This is a genomic window from Desertibaculum subflavum (assembly GCA_003576705.1).
Taxonomy (GTDB): Bacteria; Pseudomonadota; Alphaproteobacteria; order Ferrovibrionales; family Ferrovibrionaceae; genus Desertibaculum; species Desertibaculum subflavum.
Genome location: QOZS01000031.1, coordinates 48,283 through 64,830, shown reverse-complemented (window position 1 = coordinate 64,830; position 16,548 = coordinate 48,283). Strand labels below are relative to the sequence as shown.

The 16,548-nt window shown below is 60.5% G+C and carries 14 protein-coding genes and 1 pseudogene; 12 read left to right on the top strand and 3 right to left on the bottom strand.

The window, feature by feature from the left end:
• From DT074_RS16930 to DT074_RS16875, 12 genes and pseudogenes are all read left to right on the top strand, one after another.
• A pseudogene (locus DT074_RS16930) lies at nucleotides 1–498 on the top strand (hypothetical protein); the annotation flags it as partial.
• Between the two features lie 7 nt (nucleotides 499–505).
• Nucleotides 506–1,045: a CDP-alcohol phosphatidyltransferase family protein gene (locus DT074_RS16925; RefSeq protein ID WP_119421032.1), complete on the top strand. Its 540-nt coding sequence runs from the start codon at nucleotides 506–508 to the stop codon at nucleotides 1,043–1,045.
• Nucleotides 1,045–2,109 (top strand): AI-2E family transporter, encoded by a 1,065-nt coding sequence (locus DT074_RS16920; RefSeq protein WP_119421031.1) that lies wholly within the window; start codon nucleotides 1,045–1,047, stop codon nucleotides 2,107–2,109. The genes DT074_RS16925 and DT074_RS16920 overlap by 1 nt, the downstream gene beginning before the upstream one ends.
• The gene (locus DT074_RS16915; protein WP_119421030.1) at nucleotides 2,106–2,774 is read left to right on the top strand and encodes a P-loop NTPase family protein; all 669 of its coding nucleotides are present in this window, start codon (nucleotides 2,106–2,108) and stop codon (nucleotides 2,772–2,774) included. The genes DT074_RS16920 and DT074_RS16915 overlap by 4 nt, the downstream gene beginning before the upstream one ends.
• A gap of 1 nt (nucleotide 2,775) precedes the next feature.
• Nucleotides 2,776–3,225: a DUF2147 domain-containing protein gene (locus DT074_RS16910; protein WP_119421029.1), complete on the top strand. Its 450-nt coding sequence runs from the start codon at nucleotides 2,776–2,778 to the stop codon at nucleotides 3,223–3,225.
• Between the two features lie 343 nt (nucleotides 3,226–3,568).
• Nucleotides 3,569–4,288 (top strand): DUF1194 domain-containing protein, encoded by a 720-nt coding sequence (locus DT074_RS16905; protein WP_119421039.1) that lies wholly within the window; start codon nucleotides 3,569–3,571, stop codon nucleotides 4,286–4,288.
• 766 nt (nucleotides 4,289–5,054) lie between these two features.
• Nucleotides 5,055–5,783, top strand: coding sequence for a DUF1194 domain-containing protein (locus tag DT074_RS16900; RefSeq protein WP_162914962.1), 729 nt, complete (start codon nucleotides 5,055–5,057; stop codon nucleotides 5,781–5,783).
• 104 nt (nucleotides 5,784–5,887) lie between these two features.
• Nucleotides 5,888–6,877: a zinc-dependent alcohol dehydrogenase family protein gene (locus tag DT074_RS16895; protein ID WP_119421028.1), complete on the top strand. Its 990-nt coding sequence runs from the start codon at nucleotides 5,888–5,890 to the stop codon at nucleotides 6,875–6,877.
• A gap of 29 nt (nucleotides 6,878–6,906) precedes the next feature.
• Nucleotides 6,907–7,542, top strand: a complete 636-nt coding sequence (locus DT074_RS16890; protein WP_119421027.1) for an NIPSNAP family protein — start codon at nucleotides 6,907–6,909, stop codon at nucleotides 7,540–7,542.
• Between the two features lie 7 nt (nucleotides 7,543–7,549).
• Nucleotides 7,550–8,389, top strand: a complete 840-nt coding sequence (locus DT074_RS16885; RefSeq protein ID WP_119421026.1) for an SMP-30/gluconolactonase/LRE family protein — start codon at nucleotides 7,550–7,552, stop codon at nucleotides 8,387–8,389.
• A gap of 14 nt (nucleotides 8,390–8,403) precedes the next feature.
• The gene (locus DT074_RS16880) at nucleotides 8,404–9,216 is read left to right on the top strand and encodes an SDR family NAD(P)-dependent oxidoreductase (protein WP_119421025.1); all 813 of its coding nucleotides are present in this window, start codon (nucleotides 8,404–8,406) and stop codon (nucleotides 9,214–9,216) included.
• A 111-nt stretch (nucleotides 9,217–9,327) separates the two neighbouring features.
• Nucleotides 9,328–10,524, top strand: coding sequence for a Druantia anti-phage system protein DruA (locus DT074_RS16875; RefSeq protein ID WP_119421024.1), 1,197 nt, complete (start codon nucleotides 9,328–9,330; stop codon nucleotides 10,522–10,524).
• Nucleotides 10,525–11,124: 600 nt separating this feature from the next.
• On the opposite strand, the gene DT074_RS28120 is transcribed toward DT074_RS16875, so the two are convergent.
• The 3 genes from DT074_RS28120 to DT074_RS16865 form a co-directional block, all read right to left on the bottom strand.
• A complete protein-coding gene (locus DT074_RS28120; protein WP_162914961.1) occupies nucleotides 11,125–12,141 on the bottom strand; it encodes a hypothetical protein in 1,017 nt (338 codons plus the stop codon).
• 13 nt (nucleotides 12,142–12,154) lie between these two features.
• Nucleotides 12,155–14,728, bottom strand: coding sequence for an ORC-CDC6 family AAA ATPase (locus DT074_RS16870; protein WP_119421023.1), 2,574 nt, complete (start codon nucleotides 14,726–14,728; stop codon nucleotides 12,155–12,157).
• Nucleotides 14,729–14,820: 92 nt separating this feature from the next.
• Nucleotides 14,821–16,536, bottom strand: a complete 1,716-nt coding sequence (locus DT074_RS16865) for an N-acyl-D-amino-acid deacylase family protein (protein ID WP_119421022.1) — start codon at nucleotides 16,534–16,536, stop codon at nucleotides 14,821–14,823.
• Nucleotides 16,537–16,548 lie beyond the last annotated feature (12 nt).

Genomic DNA, 16,548 nt, shown 5'->3' with positions numbered 1-16,548 from the left:
GCGGGCGACCCGGCGCAGCTGCGCCAGCTCGCCGCCCGGCTCGGCGCCGGCGACGTGGTGGCGGCCGAGGCGCGCCAGAGCGGCGGCACGGTCGAAGTGACGACGACGCGGCACGGTGCCGGCCCGCCGCAGGTCGCCACGGCAAGCTTCCCGGGGCTGGCGCCGGCGGTGGAAAGCCTGGTCCGCGAATGGGACGAGGCCTGGAAGGCGAAAACCATTCTGCGCTTCGACGCCACCGGCAGCCTCAGGGTCGAGGTGCCGATCCAGTCGATGGCGGATTGGGTGAAGATCCGTCAGCGGCTCGCCGAGACATCGGAGATCGGCAAGATCGAGATCGCATTGTTGACGGCGCAGTCGGCGGAGCTGGTGCTCAGCCTGCGCGGCGATACGGACACGTTGCGACTGGCACTGCGCCAGCGCAACCTCGCGCTGGTCGAGACGGCCGGCGCCTGGCGGCTCGAGCGCCTCGATGCGGGCGTTGTACCGCCGACGAGGTGATGGCCGCGTGAATCTCGCCAATGCGATCTCGATCGCGCGCCTGCTCTCGGTGCCGGCGATCGTCTGGCTGCTGCTGAAGCGGGAATGGACGCTGGCCTTCGCCCTGTTCGTGCTCGCCGGCATTTCCGACGCGGTGGACGGGCTGCTGGCACGGCGCTTCGGCATGCAGACCGAGCTCGGCGGCTATCTCGACCCTCTGGCCGACAAGGCGCTGCTGGTCGCGATCTATCTGGTGCTCGGCTGGCTCGGCCACCTGCCGGACTGGCTGGTCATCCTGGTGGTCAGTCGCGACATCCTGATCGTCGGCGGCGCGCTGCTCTCCTTCGCCATGGGCTCGGGCCTTGCGGTGCGGCCGATCTTCGTCAGCAAGCTGAACACGGTGGCGCAGATTGCGCTCGCCGCCGCCATCCTGGCCGAGCTCGCCTTCGGCTGGCTCGGGGAGCTTGTGGTGCTGGCGATGATCTGGCTGGTCGGCGCCACGACGGTGATTTCCGGTGCGGGCTATCTCGCCCAGTGGTGGCGCAACCAGCGGATAGCGGAGCCCTGATGCGAATCTCACGCGAGGCGGTGTTCTGGCTCGGCGGCGGCGTCATCCTGTTCCTGCTGCTCTGGCTGCTCAGCGGCATGCTGCTGCCCTTCGTCGCCGGCATGGCGCTCGCCTATCTGCTCGATCCGGTGGCCGACCGGCTCGAGCGCCTCGGCCTGTCGCGCACGCTCGCAACCACCGTGATCCTGGCGGCGTTCTTCGGCGCTCTGCTGCTGGCGGTGCTGCTGCTCTATCCGGTTCTGGCGCGGCAGATCGCCGGGCTGGTGCGACGGTTGCCGGAACTGATCGACCAGGCGCGCGACAGGCTGATGCCGCTGATCGACTCGCTGCTCGCCCGCGCGCCGGAGGGCAGCGTCGCCAAGGTGCAGGAAGCGGCGACCGGACACGCGGAAAAGGCGGTGGAGCTCGCGGTCGGATTCCTGGGCGGCCTCATCACCAGCGGCGCGGCGATTGTCGATGCGCTGTCGCTGATCGTCATCACCCCGGTGGTGGCGTTCTATCTGATCCGCGACTGGGACCGGCTGGTGCAGCTGGTCGACGACTGGCTGCCGCGCCGACACTATGACGTGCTGCGCCAGCAGATCCGTGAGATCGACCGCGTGCTGGCCGGCTTCGTGCGCGGCCAACTGACGGTCTGCGCCATTCTCGGCACGTTCTACGCCCTGGGGCTCAGCCTGATCGGCCTCGAATTCGGGCTGGTGATCGGCCTCCTTAGCGGCGCGCTGTCGTTCATTCCCTTCATCGGCACGATGATCGGGTTCGTTGCCACCGCCGTGATCGCGGTGATCCAGTTCTGGAGCGAGCCCTGGTGGATTGCCGCCGCGCTGGCGATCTTCGGCATCGGCCAGTTCCTGGAAGGCAACGTGATCTCGCCCAAGCTGGTCGGCGACAAGGTTGGCCTGCACCCGGTCTGGCTGATGTTCGCGCTGCTCGCCTTCGGCAGCCTGTTCGGCTTCGTCGGCGTCTTCCTGGCTGTGCCGGCGGCGGCGGTGATCGGCGTGCTGGTGCGCTTCGGGCTCGGCCGCTACCGGCTGAGCCCGCTCTATCTCGGCGACGAACCATGACGGCCCGCCAGCTGGCGCTCGACCTGACGATCGCGCCGTCGCTGACGCGCGCCGATTTCGTCGTCGGCGAGGCCAACCGCTTGGCCCTGGCGATGCTCGACCGCTGGCCGGACTGGCCGCGACCGGGCCTCGTGCTGCATGGGCCGGAAGGCGCCGGCAAGACCCATCTGGTGCATCTCTGGCTGACGCGCGCCGGCGGCGAGCGTGTCGATGCCGCGGCGCTGGCCGGCAGCGAGGCGGCGGCACCGGCGGCGCGTCCTTTGGCGGTCGAGGATGTGGATCGCGGGGTCGACGAAGCGGCGCTCCTGCATCTCTACAATCGCGCCATGGAGGCGGGCACGGGCCTGGTCCTGACCGGCCGGATGCCGCCGGCGGCCTGGCCGATCCGCCTGCCCGATCTCCGCTCGCGGCTCCTGGCGCTGCCGACCGCCGCGGTGGCGGCGCCCGATGACACGTTGCTGCGCGCCGTGCTGGCCAAGCTGTTCGCCGATCGCCAGCTGAAGGTCGACGACCGCGTGCTGGCCTATCTGCCGACGCGGATGGAGCGATCCTATGCGGCCGCCCGGGGCCTGGTGGCGGCGATCGACCGCGCGGCGCTGGCGGCGCATCGCGAAGTGAACCTGGCGCTGGCCAGTGCGGTTTTGCGGGGGGAGATGGAGGAATGACATGCGTCGATGGATCCTGCTGCTCGCGCTGCTGACCTGGCCGGCGATTGGCGTCGGCGCGCCGCCGATGACCCCGGTCGGCACCTGGGAGACGCCGGAAGGCAAAGGCGGCAAGGCGCATATCCGGATCGAGCCCTGCGCCGGCAAGCTGTGCGGCCGCATCGTCTGGCTGGAACAGCCGGACGACAAGAAGGGGCAGCCGAAGACCGATCGCCGCAATAGCGACATCGCGCAGCGCGCGCGCCCCATTCTCGGCCTGCCCATCCTGAACGGCTTCCTGCCCGATCCGGAGCGCACGGACCGCTGGATCGACGGCCGGATCTACAATCCGGAGGATGGCGAGACCTACAAGTGCACGATGACGCTCGGACAGGACGGCATGCTCGACGTGCGCGGCTATGTCGGCCTGCCGCTGCTCGGCAAGACACAGACTTGGCGGCGGGTCGAATGAAGTCGGCAGAGCTGATGGCGACGATCCGGCCGCGTAGTGTTCTGTAGGAATCGAGGCTGTCAGGTTTCCTTACAGACATAGTTGAGACATTCCCTGGGCCGGCCGGCGCTCGGGCTAAAATACTAAATATTTTAAAAGGATAGGCGGGATTCGCCGATTGGCTTCCCGCGGCTGCCGAGACAGTTGCGGCCGCAATTTCGCGAATCTGCCGCCATTTGCCCCGGGACGCCGCCCGTCCTGTCGTCGCAACTTACTGATACAAAAGAAGAAATGCCCGCTGGTACAGCACTTGCTCCGGGCCTTGATCGCGGGGGTTGGATCTGTTCCGGAAGGGAATGTTCAGATGAAAAGATGGCTCTTGGGAACCGCCTTGGGTGCCTCGCTGGCGCTGGGCGGGATGGCGACCGCCTCGGCAGCGGTGATCGAGCTCGCCCTCGCGGTCGATGCATCGAGCAGCATCAGCGATACCGAATGGGCTCTGCAGATGCAGGGCTATGCCAACGCCATCAATGCCGTGCTGCCGACCGACAGCACGGTGGCGGTCTCGGTGATCCGCTTCGCCACCAGCGCCTCGGTCGTCATGGGCATGACCGAGATCACCAGCGTTTCGGACCGCACCGACCTGGCGAACTTCTTCCTCGGCCTGAGCCAGGACGGCAACGGCGATCTGACCTGCATCACCTGCGCCATCGAGGCGGCCGAAGGCACGCTGGACGGCGATGCGCTGACCAAGGGGGTGATCGACGTCTCGACCGACGGCGTGTTCACCGCCGGCTTCAACCCGAACAGCGACGAGACGGTCGTCGGTTCGGCCGAGTGGGCGGTGCTGAACGATGCCGATGTCGTCAACGCGCTGGGCATCGGCACGGGCACCGCGCCCGACTTCGCCCATGGCGACGACTCGTTCAGCATCCTGGCCGCCAGCTTTGCCGAGTTCGAGGCGGCGCTGATCGAGAAGCTGCGGCGCGAGACCGGACAGGATGTGCCGGAGCCGGCCGCCCTCGGCCTGTTTGGCGCCATGCTCGCCGGTTTCGGCCTGGTGGCGCGCCGGCGCCGCGCCTGATCCGGCTGCGGGGCAATTGCGACGGCGGCCTTCGGGCCGCCGTTTGCATTTCGGGCGGCAGCTTGCCTGTCAATCAGCTTTCCAACTCGCCGTTGGCGACCGGATCTCGAAGCTAAACAATTCAAATCACGCGATCTTTTCCGTGACCGAGAAGGACGGCATGTCACGCGGTTGTCGCTGGAAAGTGAATCTGATCGGTCAGGCTGCAAGGCTCGGCTGAGTCAACTTTCCTTACACGCTTATATGCGCCGAAACGTTGAGTGCTTAACAAGAGCAGACGGGGAGAGAGGCGGCTTTACCCGCGATCTGCTGTCGAATGCACCCTGCAAGTTCAATCGGGTCACTCTCCACGCCGCAGGTAAATATCTGAAAATAATGCAGTTTTTTAGCGTGGGCGCGAATTGACCCCGCATCCTTCCTGCCATCCGAGAAGAAGTCGAACGCCTTTTGACCAGCGATCAGTAATGGCGGCGGAATGTCAGCTTTCTTTACGGCCGGCTGTTTCGATCCTCGCGCTGCCGCGCTGTCCCATCTGATAAAAATAACAGTAGAATCAATGAGATGTCTGGAAAAGCCACGCCGAAAGCGGCCTCCACAGCGAGGGGATAAATCGCAACCTACCATTACACAGCCCCGCAATCGCATCGGCATTGTTTGGCTAATCTATTGAATTATCGACGTTTTCCAAAGATGGCATAAACGTTGCGTTACATATGGCTGCGAGGGCCCTTGAGGCCATACGAGTAAATTACAGAGGGAGATGCACATGAAGAAATGGCTTATGGGGGCCGCGGCGGCTGGCATTGCCGCGGTGAGCTTCAGCGGAACCGCATCCGCTGTTCCGGTCGCTCTTGAGCTGGCTCTGGTTGTCGATGCTTCGGGGAGTATCAGCTCCAGTAACTGGAATCTGCAGATGACGGGCTATCACAACGCGCTGACGTCGGTATTGCCGACGGACGGATCTGTTGCGGTGTCGGTCATTCGCTTTGCGACGAACGCGTCGGTTGTTCGCAGCATGACGCAGATCAACAGTGCCGGTGATCGTGACGCCTTGGCGGACTTCTTCCTGACGCTTAGCCAGAGCGGCAACGGCAACAGCACCTGCATCTCCTGCGGCATCTTTTCCGGCGAGGGGACGCTCGATTCCGATCCGCTGACCAAGGGTGTCATCGACGTTTCCACGGACGGTGAGTGGAATACCGGCGTGGATCCGAACGGGCCCGCGGGAACGTCAGGAACGGCTGAATGGGCCGTTGCGAATGATGCGGACGTGGTCAACGCGCTCGGCATCGGGACCGGCACGGCCCCCAACTTCGCGCATGGACCTGGGTCGTTCAGCCTGCTGGCCGACTCGTTCGCCGACTTCGAGGCGACGCTGCGGACCAAGCTGCTGCGCGAGACCGGCCAGGACGTGCCGGAGCCGGCGGCGCTCGCCATGTTCGGTGCGATGCTGGTAGGGCTCGGCGCCCTCGGCCGCCGTCGTCGCCGGGCCTAACCAAAGTTCCAGTCTGATGCTAAGGGCGGCGGCCTACGGGCCGCCGCTTTTTTTGTGCCTCCCGATCCCGCTACACTCCGTTCAAGACCAGTAGGGAGGGAACGATGAAGCGCGTCGAGATCGGTGCCTATGGCGTGCCGGCGGAAGTGGCGGCCTGCGTCGAGGTGGCGGATGTCGGCGCGCCCGGGCCGGGCGAGGTCGTGTTCGACGTGCTCGCCTTTCCGATCAACCCCGCCGATATGTGGTTCTGCCGCGGCAGCTACCGCCTGAAGCCGCCGCTGCCGGCGATTCCGGGGGCCGAATGCATCGGCCGGGTCGCCGCGGCCGGCGCCGGCGTCACCGCGGTGACGCCTGGCGATCTCGTCATCAACCTGCAGCGCGAGAACTGGGCGCAGCGTCGGCGCGTCAAGGCCGAGGACGTGATCCCCGTGCCGGCCGGCATCGACCTGAAGCAGGGCGCCATGCTGCGCATTAATCCGCCGACCGCGCTCCTGATGCTGTCCGATATCGTCGATCTCAAGCCTGGCGAGTGGGTGGTGCAGAACGTCGCCAATTCGGCGGTCGGCCGGCTCGTCATCCGTCTGGCCAGGACGCGCGGGCTGAAAACCGTCAACGTCGTGCGACGCGAGGCGCTGTTCGGCGAGCTGAAGGCGCTCGGCGCCGATCAATGCGTGGTCGATGCGCCGGATCTCGGCGAACGGGTAAGGACGGCGACCGGCGGCGCGGCGATCCGGCTCGGCCTCGATGCCGTGTCGGGCGCGGCGACGGGGCGGATCAGCGACTGCCTCGCCGACGGCGGCACCGTCTGCACCTATGGCTCGATGTCGGGCGAGGACCCGTTGGTGCCGCGCGCGGCGCCGATCTATCGCGGCGTCAGCCTGACCGGCTTCATGCTCGGCCGCTTCCTGGCGAAGCGCAGCCTGGAGCAGATCCGCGCTCTCTACGCCGATCTCGCGGCTCAGATCATGAACGGCAATCTGAGCGCGCCGGTCGAGAAGGTCTATCCGATCGAGGACATCAGGGCGGCGCTGACCCGCGCCGATCAGGGCGAGCGCGCCGGCAAGATCCTGGTCGCGCCCAATGGGCCGATCTGACCCGAAAGCGATTCAAGGGGAGAAAGCAGATGATCTACGAGTTCCGCACCTACACATTCGGGCCGGGCCAGGCGCCGAAATACCTCAACCTCGTGCGCGATGTCGGCAAGCCGATCCGCGGCGACAATTTCGGCCGCAATCACGGCTACTGGTCGGCCGAGTTCGGGCCGTTGAACCAGGTCTGGCATCTCTGGAGTTTCGCCTCGCTCGACGAGCGCACGCGGCTGCGCGCCGAGCTCGGCAAGCAGGAACGCTGGGTGAAGGAGTTCATTCCGGGCGTGCGCCCGCTCCTGCAGCGCCAGGACATCCGCCTGCTGAACCCGGTGATCGAGCCGCGCGCGCCGGCCACCGAAGGCAACATCTACGAGTTCCGCATCTATCGCACCAAGATCGGCATGGCCAAGGCCTGGACCGAGGTGTTCTGCGAGCACCTGCCGGCGCGCGAGCAGTATTCCAAGATCGTCGGCCTGTTCTACACCGAGGCGCCGCAGCCGAACGAGGTGATGCATATCTGGGCCTACAAGGACCTGAACGCCCGCGCCGAGGCGCGCGCCGCGTCGATGAAGGACCCGAAATGGCAGGAATTCCTCGGCAAGTCGGGCCCGATGCTGGAGGAGATGCAGTCGATCGCGCTGCTGCCGGCGCCGTTCTCGCCGCTCAAGTGAGGGCGCCATGACACCGCAAGTCCTTGCCGGCGGCTTCACCTTTCCGGAGGGGCCACGCTGGCGCGACGGCAAGCTGTGGCTCTCCGATTTCTACGCGCACCGCGTAGTGACGGTGGATCTCGCCGGCAAGGTCGAGGAAGTGGTGAAGGTGCCCCAGCAGCCTTCCGGCCTCGGCTTTCTGCCGGACGGGCGGCTGCTCATCGTCTCCATGCTGGACCGGAAGCTGCTCAGGCTCGATGGCGGCGCGCTCACCGAAGTGGCAGATCTCTCCGCCCATGCGACCGGCCCGTGCAACGACATGGTGGTGGATGCGAAGGGGCGTGCCTATGTGGGCAATTTCGGCTCCAACCACCATGCCGGCGAGGCGCCGCGCAATGCAGCCCTGGTGCGCGTCGATCCGGACGGCAAGATCACCAAGGTCGCCGACGATCTGGAATTTCCCAACGGCACGGTGATCACGCCGGACGGCAAGACCCTGATCGTCGGCGAGACGCGCGGCAACCGGCTGACCGCCTTCGACATCGCGGCCGATGGCGGGCTGAGCAACCGGCGCGTCTTCGCGGCCATCGACGGCATGTTCCCGGACGGCATCTGCCTCGATGCCGCGGGCGGCATCTGGGTGGCCGATCCGCGCGCGCTTCGTACGCTCCGCGTGGAAGAGGGCGGGCGCGTCACGCATTCCATCGATACGAGCCCGCGCGGCTGCTACGCCTGCATGCTGGGCGGCGATGACGGGCGGACCTTGTTCATCCTGACCAATAGCGGCAGCGGCCCCGCCATGGGCCAGAAGGCCGACGGCCGCATCGAGACCGTGCGGGTCGACGTGCCGCATGCCGGCCTGCCGTGAAGGGGAGTGAAGCCATGACAGTGGGTCCGGAGAACGATTACGGCTTCGAAGGCAAGGCGGCGATCGTCGCCGGCGGCGGCGCCGCGGGCGACGGCATCGGCAATGGCCGTGCGGCGGCAATGCTGCTGGCGCGCGCCGGCGCCAGGGTTCTGGTGGTCGACCGCGAGCTCAAGCTCGCCGAGCGCACCGCGGAGATGATCAAGGCGGAGGGCGGCACCGCCATCGCCCACGCCACCGACGCAACCGTTCCCAAGCAGTGCGAGCAGATGGTGCAGGCGGCGCTCGACCATTTCAGCCGGCTCGACTTCCTCGACAACAATATCGGCATTGGCAGCCGCGGCAGCGTGGTGGACGAGCCGCTGGAGACCTATCGCCGGGTCATGCAGATCAATGTCGAGACCATGTTCCTCTGCTCGAAATACGCGATTCCCGCGATGATCAAGACGGCCAAGGGCGGCGCCATCGTCAACGTCTCGTCGATCTCGGCTTTGCGCCCGCGCAACCTCACCACCTACACGACCTCGAAAGGCGCGGTGATCGCACTGAGCCGCGCCATGGCAGTGGATCACGGCAAGGACGGCATCCGCGTCAACTGCGTGGCGCCGGGCCCGGTCTATACGCCGATGGTCTATGCCGGCGGCATGAGCGAGAACGCGCGGTCGCAGCGCGCCAAGGCCTCGGTGCTCGGCATCGAAGGCACCGGCTGGGATGTCGGCCACGCCGTGCGCTTCCTGCTGTCGAACCACGCCCGCTACATCACCGGCCAGACCCTGGTGGTGGATGGCGGCGTGACCATCCAGGCCCCGGCGCGGGATTCGGCGGGCTAGCCGGTAAAAGTACTGCGGATCACTCAATTAGAGCATATTTGATGCAGGTGGCGCTTTCATTAGCGATCCAATCTCAACTAGAATTTGCAATAGCACGCCGAGCCGACATGCATGACCCAATCACGGATAATTCCCGCGCTTACTTCGGAAGCTGCATTAAAGCGGAACCTTAGAAGTCATTTGAAATCACTTGGGTTTCGAATGGGAGAGGGCGCGGGACTAATAGCAAGTCGGAGCCAGAAGGACGATGTTCGTAAATTGCACATTGAACAGCGACGCGAGCGGATCACAACAAATTCAGAGTTCCTGAGAGGAAATTTCAGCAGACTGATTGAGCATTTTGCCAATGGATGGGACGTGGACCCGACAAAGATTCGGTTTTCGTTAAAGCAGATCCATGCAGGAACAATTGAGTCCGATTTGTTTCGATTTGCGTCACTGTCTTGGTCGGTTCCAGTTTCGCAAGGCTACGGGCGTCGAATTCGATATCTGGTGCTCGATGAGCAAAATGAAAAATTGGCCGGAATTATTGCGCTTGGAGATCCCGTGTTTAATCTTCGGTCGCGCGATAATTTTATCTGCTGGTCTGCGAAAGACCGTGCTGATCGCCTAGTAAATATGATGGACGCCTACGTTCTCGGCGCTGTACCACCTTACAACATGCTACTTGGAGGAAAGGCAGTTGCTTGTTTAGTCCGTTCGCGAGAGGTCGCTTCTGATTTTGCTAACAAATATGGGTCCAGAGAAGGAATTATCTCCAAGGTTCAGAAGAAAGCTCAGTTGGTGGCTGTCACAACTAGCTCGGCGCTTGGTAGATCCTCTGTGTACAATCGCTTGAAATTGAATGGGAGGGTTTATTTTCGCCCTATTGGCACAAGTGAAGGGTGGGGGCACTTCCACATACCCGATAAGATTTTTTCTATGATGAGAGAGTACCTCCGCGTCCGTGATCATTCGTATCCGGATCAGCATCGCTTCGGAAGTGGTCCGAACTGGCGAATGCGAACCATTAGAGAGTCTTTAAAATCTCTCGGGCTGAGCGAAGCGCTTCTTCGGCACGGCGTGCAAAGAGAGATATTCATTTCCTGTCTTGCTGAGAATGCACTTGAGATTTTGAGCCAGGGGCACGGAGAGCCAAATTATGGTGATCTGTTGACAACCACCGAAATCTCAGCACTTGCGGTAAATCGCTGGATGGAAGCAAGAGCACGGCGGAGGCCGGAATTCCGACAGTGGCCCCGGGAGAGTTTTGCTCAAAAGATCAGCATAGAATTGGAGGGTGCCGTTGCCGCTTACGCCCCACTTTAGAATACGTCAGTGCCATTTCGTGCCCTTGCGAAACTTCTCACCGACCGTCGAGAGATAGTCGAATAGATCGCTAGACGTGTATCCACCGACAAAAGACAAAAGATAAATCACGTACACGCCGGCAATCGATAGTGATCCGGTGTTGAACCCCGACGTCTTCCCAAATGATGTAAGGCCACCTAGAAATATCATGGCGATGACAGGACCAATCGCCAATCCGCCTAGCGGCCTTGTTGTCAAGTATATATAATAACCAATGACTTGACTATTATATACATCTTCATCGACGGTTCGTTTAGATTCGTCGATTGCAATCGCAAGGCGACCAAGTTTATTCGTTATAAGGTAAACGTAGACCTTCCGCGAAAAATACAGCGAACTTCCTACGAGCCCGATGAGGGAACAATTTATCCAAAGTAGCCGGTGTTCAATGAGGCCGGCGTCAGTTGGTTGCACAGACACAAAATTCTCATAGTAGATTGCATAACCAGCTGCTAGGAAAAGCGCCAAATGCCAGAGGCCTATTGACAGCAGGATCTTCGTTCTGGGTGGCATAGTTCTGCTTGGCTCCCTTTGAATTTCTCCCTTTGGATTAGATACTCATGATCTGAACGGAAGGTCTTTAATTATAAACGTGTCACGCCAACCTCGTGAGTACTTCTCGGGAAACAGCCGCTCTGGAGAGGAGGTGATGAGTTTAACTGACGGGTTCTCAACTGCAAACACCCATGACCCTACCGTCTGCATTTTACTGCCCAGCGGCGCAATCAAAATGTTGAATCTATATTTATTGTGATCTCGGTTGTAAATATGGGATAGAAAAGTGTGTGTTGCCTTCCAGTCCAGTGTCTCTACTAAATGAACGGAATTTTTATTATCATCGATAAGATCGAAATTCACAGTCTCCATTAACTTTTCTCGCCAAGTCAGGTCGCTGCGAACCGGCTTTCCTTGCACGAGAATTTTTACATTCGTCTCGTATTCCCTCAAAATGGCCCCAAGCCGAGATCTTTTGAACGTCAGAAAAGCTATGAGCATGAGGGGGTAATTGGGCAGATGACGCCCTTCAAATCCGGGGATCTCTTCTACGCGACACCGGCCCGAGTACACAATCTCCGCATGCTCAAATGTGGTTAGATTAAAGAAAGCTTCGCTCATATCTGATGCTCTATCCAGTTTAATTCGGCCGTAATCTTCTTTCGTTGGCCAATATTCTTCTGCCTCAGTATAAAGAAGCCATAGTCGGCGATTGGAATTTACTATTCTCGTTAGTATGGAAAACAATGCGATCCGGGAAAGCGCAGTTATATCACAAACAACGAGGTCGCCGGGCATGTTGATGACTTCAACGAGCCCAGGCTCCCGCAGTGCGTCGGCGAGCGGCATTTGTCGCACCGCGCCGGGCCCGTGCGCTATCCGATGGCAGGCAGACATTAACCGCTCATAAGAAGCTGAATGCTCCTCTCCGGGATACGTCAAAAGCAGGACGGATCGTGCACGCACATCCATCCCTTCGATTAGCTCCGCGGCCCTCGGCGCACGATCTTCGAAGCCGGCACACACAACGAGGCATATGTCAGAGAGTTGGTTCTTGAGCAGCTCGATGTTGGGAACCATACGGCCTCCCGGGTCAGACGCTTGGTTCGAAGAGTCTATCCAGCGTCAGCTGCTGCTGGTCCGGCCTAATCCCAGCTTCGCTCAGCATTCGGCGTAGGAATGAAGGCGGATTCTGCACGAAGTCGAGGAAATGCCTGGCGGACATCGGAAACGTATCCCGACTGCGGAAAGTGGTCGGGAAAGCCGGCGTAAACTGCTTCCGGAAGATCAGCCGGCGCGCGAGTATCCCCTGGGATGAAGTGCTAAAACCGCCATCGACAAATACGCCATTACGAAGAAGCTCTGCGGTTGCATTGCGCACTTCATCTGTCGCATTGGCCCACTGAATTTCAAGTCGAAGGTATTCGGCGGGCCGTTTCTCACTCCCCACGTTATCACGCTGCAACTTGAAAAGAGACATTTTTCCGAAATGTAGAGCAATCTCATAGAGATTACACGTCTGAACAGAAAAATCTTGAAGGCTGTACAGCTCTTTTCGGGCGTATTCTCGGATAACTTTGTTCTGCTTTGCTATTCCGATCGGTTTGGACAATGGAAAATGGCTGGAATCAATCCCGTCGATCATTTTTCCGATTAGATCAATCAGATAACTAATGTCTCCGGAGCAAAGTGAAACTACCGTATCCCACCCATAGTATCGCAGGCCGTGAATTCGACCATCTAGCGTCCGCTGTCGTATATCCTTTGCGATGTCCCAACGCTTCCGATCTCCAAGCAATAATTGAGCGGTCTGTGCAACAGGCACACGGCTTACTTCGAAGCGCTTTTTGAAAATGTCGTCAATACATTCGTGAATCACAGTTCTCTTTTTCTCAAGATCAATTGAATTCACGTATTCCGCGCCTAAATTAACCTCCCGGAAATCTCTATTTGCATTGTATCGGTTGTGTCGACTATCCACAAATTCCGTACTTTCGCTGTGAGCGGTAACTCTGAACGTGTATCCACCGCCGGAATTCCAAATAACTGGCAGAAGTGTCTTCTGCACACTAGAGGGAACTTTCGGTAACGAAAAATCATCCAACAGAAACACAATGCTCTTTCCCAAAAACGCCGGAACTGCAGCTTTTAACTTGGCACAGATCTCCGAAAGGAATTTTGCGCTGAGAAGTGGCGAACTTTCCTGTGGGTCAAATTGAAGCAGTAGTATCTGGGACTGAATGTCCTTTATGGCGGACATTGCGGACCCTAAACTGTCTACACGGGTTCCCAGAGACGATGAGAGAAAAGAGCAGAAGTCAAACTCGGCGATATCGCTAATTACAAGAAGATTTTTGATTTTCGCATACAAAAGTGTGTCACATATCTCGTATAGATAGAGGAGATGAAAAAAATAAAGCACGGTTTCTTCCTTCGTCATCCACGGCGGTAGCTTGGTTATCGGTGAATGATTACCTATTTCTAGGCGAGCGGAGACGAAAAAGCCTATGAAGCTGTCGCTGTCAATCTGGTCTGACACTGTACCATTTGACTCGCTTGGGGAAAAACTTGCCAATCGAGTCTTAAGTCGCATGCACTTCAGAATCATGGTTTTGCCCGAGCCACGCGGGCCGGTTATAAGTGTTGACTGTGCTGCAACCATAATAGTGTCGCGGACCCAAGGGAACCGGTTGGAAAATAATCTCCAGATAAGTGCATCGCTTGGAAAGTCATTTGCGTTCAAATATTCAAATGGATACTGCAAAATAGCGACCGTCTCTTCAGAAAGTAAGTAGCTCTGCCGTCGAAGTTGAGTGAGAGCTGAAATTGTTTCCTCTGCACTGCGCAGGCGGCGTGCCGGGTTCTCGTCTGAAAGACGGCTTACAATTTTGGCGAGATTGTCAAGAAAAAATAAATCCTCTTTAGGTGTGCTTGCGCTACTTTTTCGAGCTGCTAAGACTAGAGTGTCAATGTGACGCGCTAGAAAGGCAAGGTCGTTAAGTGCATGAGTTCGAAATGCTTGGCGAAAAAGGGCAGAGCCAGTGTCAACGATTTTTAGGATAAAGCGGGATCCGCTATGCCTAGCTTGTAATTCTTCAGGTGTGAGTTCCTTAACTAATATATTGTCAGAATTTAAATCATTGTGCCAAAGATTCTTTTGCTCAAATCTCTGAATGCCTGAGGCTATATCGAGTATCGCGCCATAAACCACATTCGCATTGATGTTCTCAGTCGTACAAAATTCGGTTAGCGTTACACCTTCAACCCATTCCATAATAACGAAATATACTGGGATCTTTGAATCTCTATAAAACACAGTACCTTCGCCTGCGTCGAAAAGTTCGGCAATATTTGGATGTGATCCTAGCCGGGCATATTTGGTCACTTCTTCGCTGAATGACTTTTCGTGTTGTTCGTATAATTTTACTGGGACGATCTTGATCGCGACGGGTTTGCCTATCCTGTTTGTCCCATAGTACGTTGCGCCGTAGTACCCTCGGCCCTTGAATTGTTTGAGGAAATAACCGTCAAGTGCCTGGTTCTCAAATACAGAACCGACATTGAGGGGGTTATTGCATACTGGGCATATGTCGGACAGCTTTTTCGCCTTACCCTTGGCGCAGAGAAAGCAGGCGAAATCGCGTTCAGAGGGGTTTTCAATTGGCATGATTTACTGTGTCGTTTTACGTTCAGGGCGCCGCCGCATGTCCTGTTTCGGCAGTCGCGATTGGGCAGTGTAGATCCGGCATGCAGCAACCGCTAGCATTGTATTCGACCATCGGGCTGGCGGATCAGCTGGCCCGGCCGCGCGCCGGTGAACTGGTCGTTCGCCCGCGTCTCGATGCCGGCGACGAAAGTGTGGCGATAGCCGGTCGCGCGCTGCATCAGGCGGCGGCCGCCGGTCGGCAGGTCGTAGACCACTTCCGGCCGGTGCAGCCGCAGGTTCGCGAAATCGATCACATTGATATCGGCGCGATAGCCGGGCGCGAGGATGCCGCGGTCGCGCAAGGCATAGGCGGCCGCGGTGTCGCGGGTGTGCTTGCGCACCAGGAATTCGAGCGGCAGGCCGGGCCCGCGCTTGCGGTCGCGCGCCCAATGGGTCAGCAGGAAGGTCGGCGCGCTGGCATCGCAGATCACGCCGACATGGGCGCCGCCATCGGCCACGCCGATCACGCTCGCCTCGTCGGTCAGCATCTCGCGCACCACGTCGAGATTGCCGTAGGAATAATTCTCGAACGGCAGCAGCAGCAGGCCCTTGCCGCCATCCGCCATCATCGCCTCCAACGCCACCGCCCAGGGATCCCGGCCGGCCTTCTCGGCGCGTGCCTGCACGCTGTCGATCAACGGGTCCGGCTCGTAGTTCAGCGCGCCGTCGAGGATGTTCGCCCTGGTCAGCGCGGTCGCCATGAAGCGCGTCGCGCCGTCGTTCGGGCGCTCCTCCACCAGGCGGCGGCGCAATGCGTCGTCGGATTGCAGGCGCTCGTAGCGTTCCTTGGGCGACAGGTTGGCGAGCGATGTCCAGGCCGGATGGTTGGCGAAAGGATGCATCGTCGTCTCGAGGCCCATGACGACGCCGATGGGGCGCACGCCGACCTGGCCCGTCGCCTCGATCCCGGCGCGGCGCGCGGCATGGATCTGGCCGAAGGTCTCGCGCCAGAGCTCGGGCTTGGCGTCGACCTGCACGATCAGGCAGGAAAGCGGCCGGCCGGCGATCTCCGCCGCCTCGCGCATCGCCTCGAACTCGCCCGGCCCGAAATCGGAGTTCACTTCCAGCACGCCGCTGCCGGCGCGGCGCATGGCGCGGGCGAGGCCGTTCAGCTCGGCCTGCCGCGCCGAGAGGCTCGGCGTCAGCCTTCCGTCCTTGGCCTTGTGTTTGATCGTGCGCGACGTGGTGAAGCCGAGCGCGCCGGCCCTGAGACTCTCCTCGAGCAGGCGGCCCATCTCAACGATCTCGGCCTCGGTTGGGATCTCGGCATGGTCGGCGCCGCGCTCGCCCATCACGTAGAAGCGGAGCGAGGCATGCGTCGCCTGGGTCCCGATATCCATGACGCGCGGCATCGCGGCGAGAGCATCGAGATACTCCGGAAAGCTCTCCCAGTTGAACTTCACGCCTTCGGAGAGGACGGTGCCGGGAATGTCCTCGACGCCCTCCATCAGGTTGATCAGATAGGGCGCGGCGCCGGGCCGGACCGGCGCGAAGCCGACGCCGCAATTGCCGAACACCGCTGTGGTCACGCCGTGCAGCGAGGAGGGCGCGAGCTCCGGATCCCAGGTCGCCTGGCCGTCATAATGCGTGTGGATGTCGACGAAGCCCGGCGTGACCAGGCAGCCCGCCGCGTCGATCTCGCGCTTCGCCGGCCCGAGCTTGCCGCCGACCGCCGTGATGATGCCGCCTTCGATCGCGACATCGCCGGTGCGGCGCGGTGCGCCGGTGCCGTCGATGATGGTGCCGCCGCGGATGACCAGGTCGTGCATGGGCGTTTCCTG

Coding starts and splice junctions, on each gene's coding strand:
- DT074_RS16920 (WP_119421031.1), top strand. CDS start 1,045: ATGCGAATCTCACGCGAGGCGGTGTTCTGGCTCGGCGGCGGCGTCATC.
- DT074_RS16915 (WP_119421030.1), top strand. CDS start 2,106: ATGACGGCCCGCCAGCTGGCGCTCGACCTGACGATCGCGCCGTCGCTG.
- DT074_RS16910 (WP_119421029.1), top strand. CDS start 2,776: ATGCGTCGATGGATCCTGCTGCTCGCGCTGCTGACCTGGCCGGCGATT.
- DT074_RS16905 (WP_119421039.1), top strand. CDS start 3,569: ATGAAAAGATGGCTCTTGGGAACCGCCTTGGGTGCCTCGCTGGCGCTG.
- DT074_RS16900 (WP_162914962.1), top strand. CDS start 5,055: ATGAAGAAATGGCTTATGGGGGCCGCGGCGGCTGGCATTGCCGCGGTG.
- DT074_RS16895 (WP_119421028.1), top strand. CDS start 5,888: ATGAAGCGCGTCGAGATCGGTGCCTATGGCGTGCCGGCGGAAGTGGCG.
- DT074_RS16890 (WP_119421027.1), top strand. CDS start 6,907: ATGATCTACGAGTTCCGCACCTACACATTCGGGCCGGGCCAGGCGCCG.
- DT074_RS16885 (WP_119421026.1), top strand. CDS start 7,550: ATGACACCGCAAGTCCTTGCCGGCGGCTTCACCTTTCCGGAGGGGCCA.
- DT074_RS16880 (WP_119421025.1), top strand. CDS start 8,404: ATGACAGTGGGTCCGGAGAACGATTACGGCTTCGAAGGCAAGGCGGCG.
- DT074_RS16875 (WP_119421024.1), top strand. CDS start 9,328: ATGACCCAATCACGGATAATTCCCGCGCTTACTTCGGAAGCTGCATTA.
- DT074_RS28120 (WP_162914961.1), bottom strand. CDS start 12,141: ATGGTTCCCAACATCGAGCTGCTCAAGAACCAACTCTCTGACATATGC.
- DT074_RS16870 (WP_119421023.1), bottom strand. CDS start 14,728: ATGCCAATTGAAAACCCCTCTGAACGCGATTTCGCCTGCTTTCTCTGC.
- DT074_RS16865 (WP_119421022.1), bottom strand. CDS start 16,536: ATGCACGACCTGGTCATCCGCGGCGGCACCATCATCGACGGCACCGGC.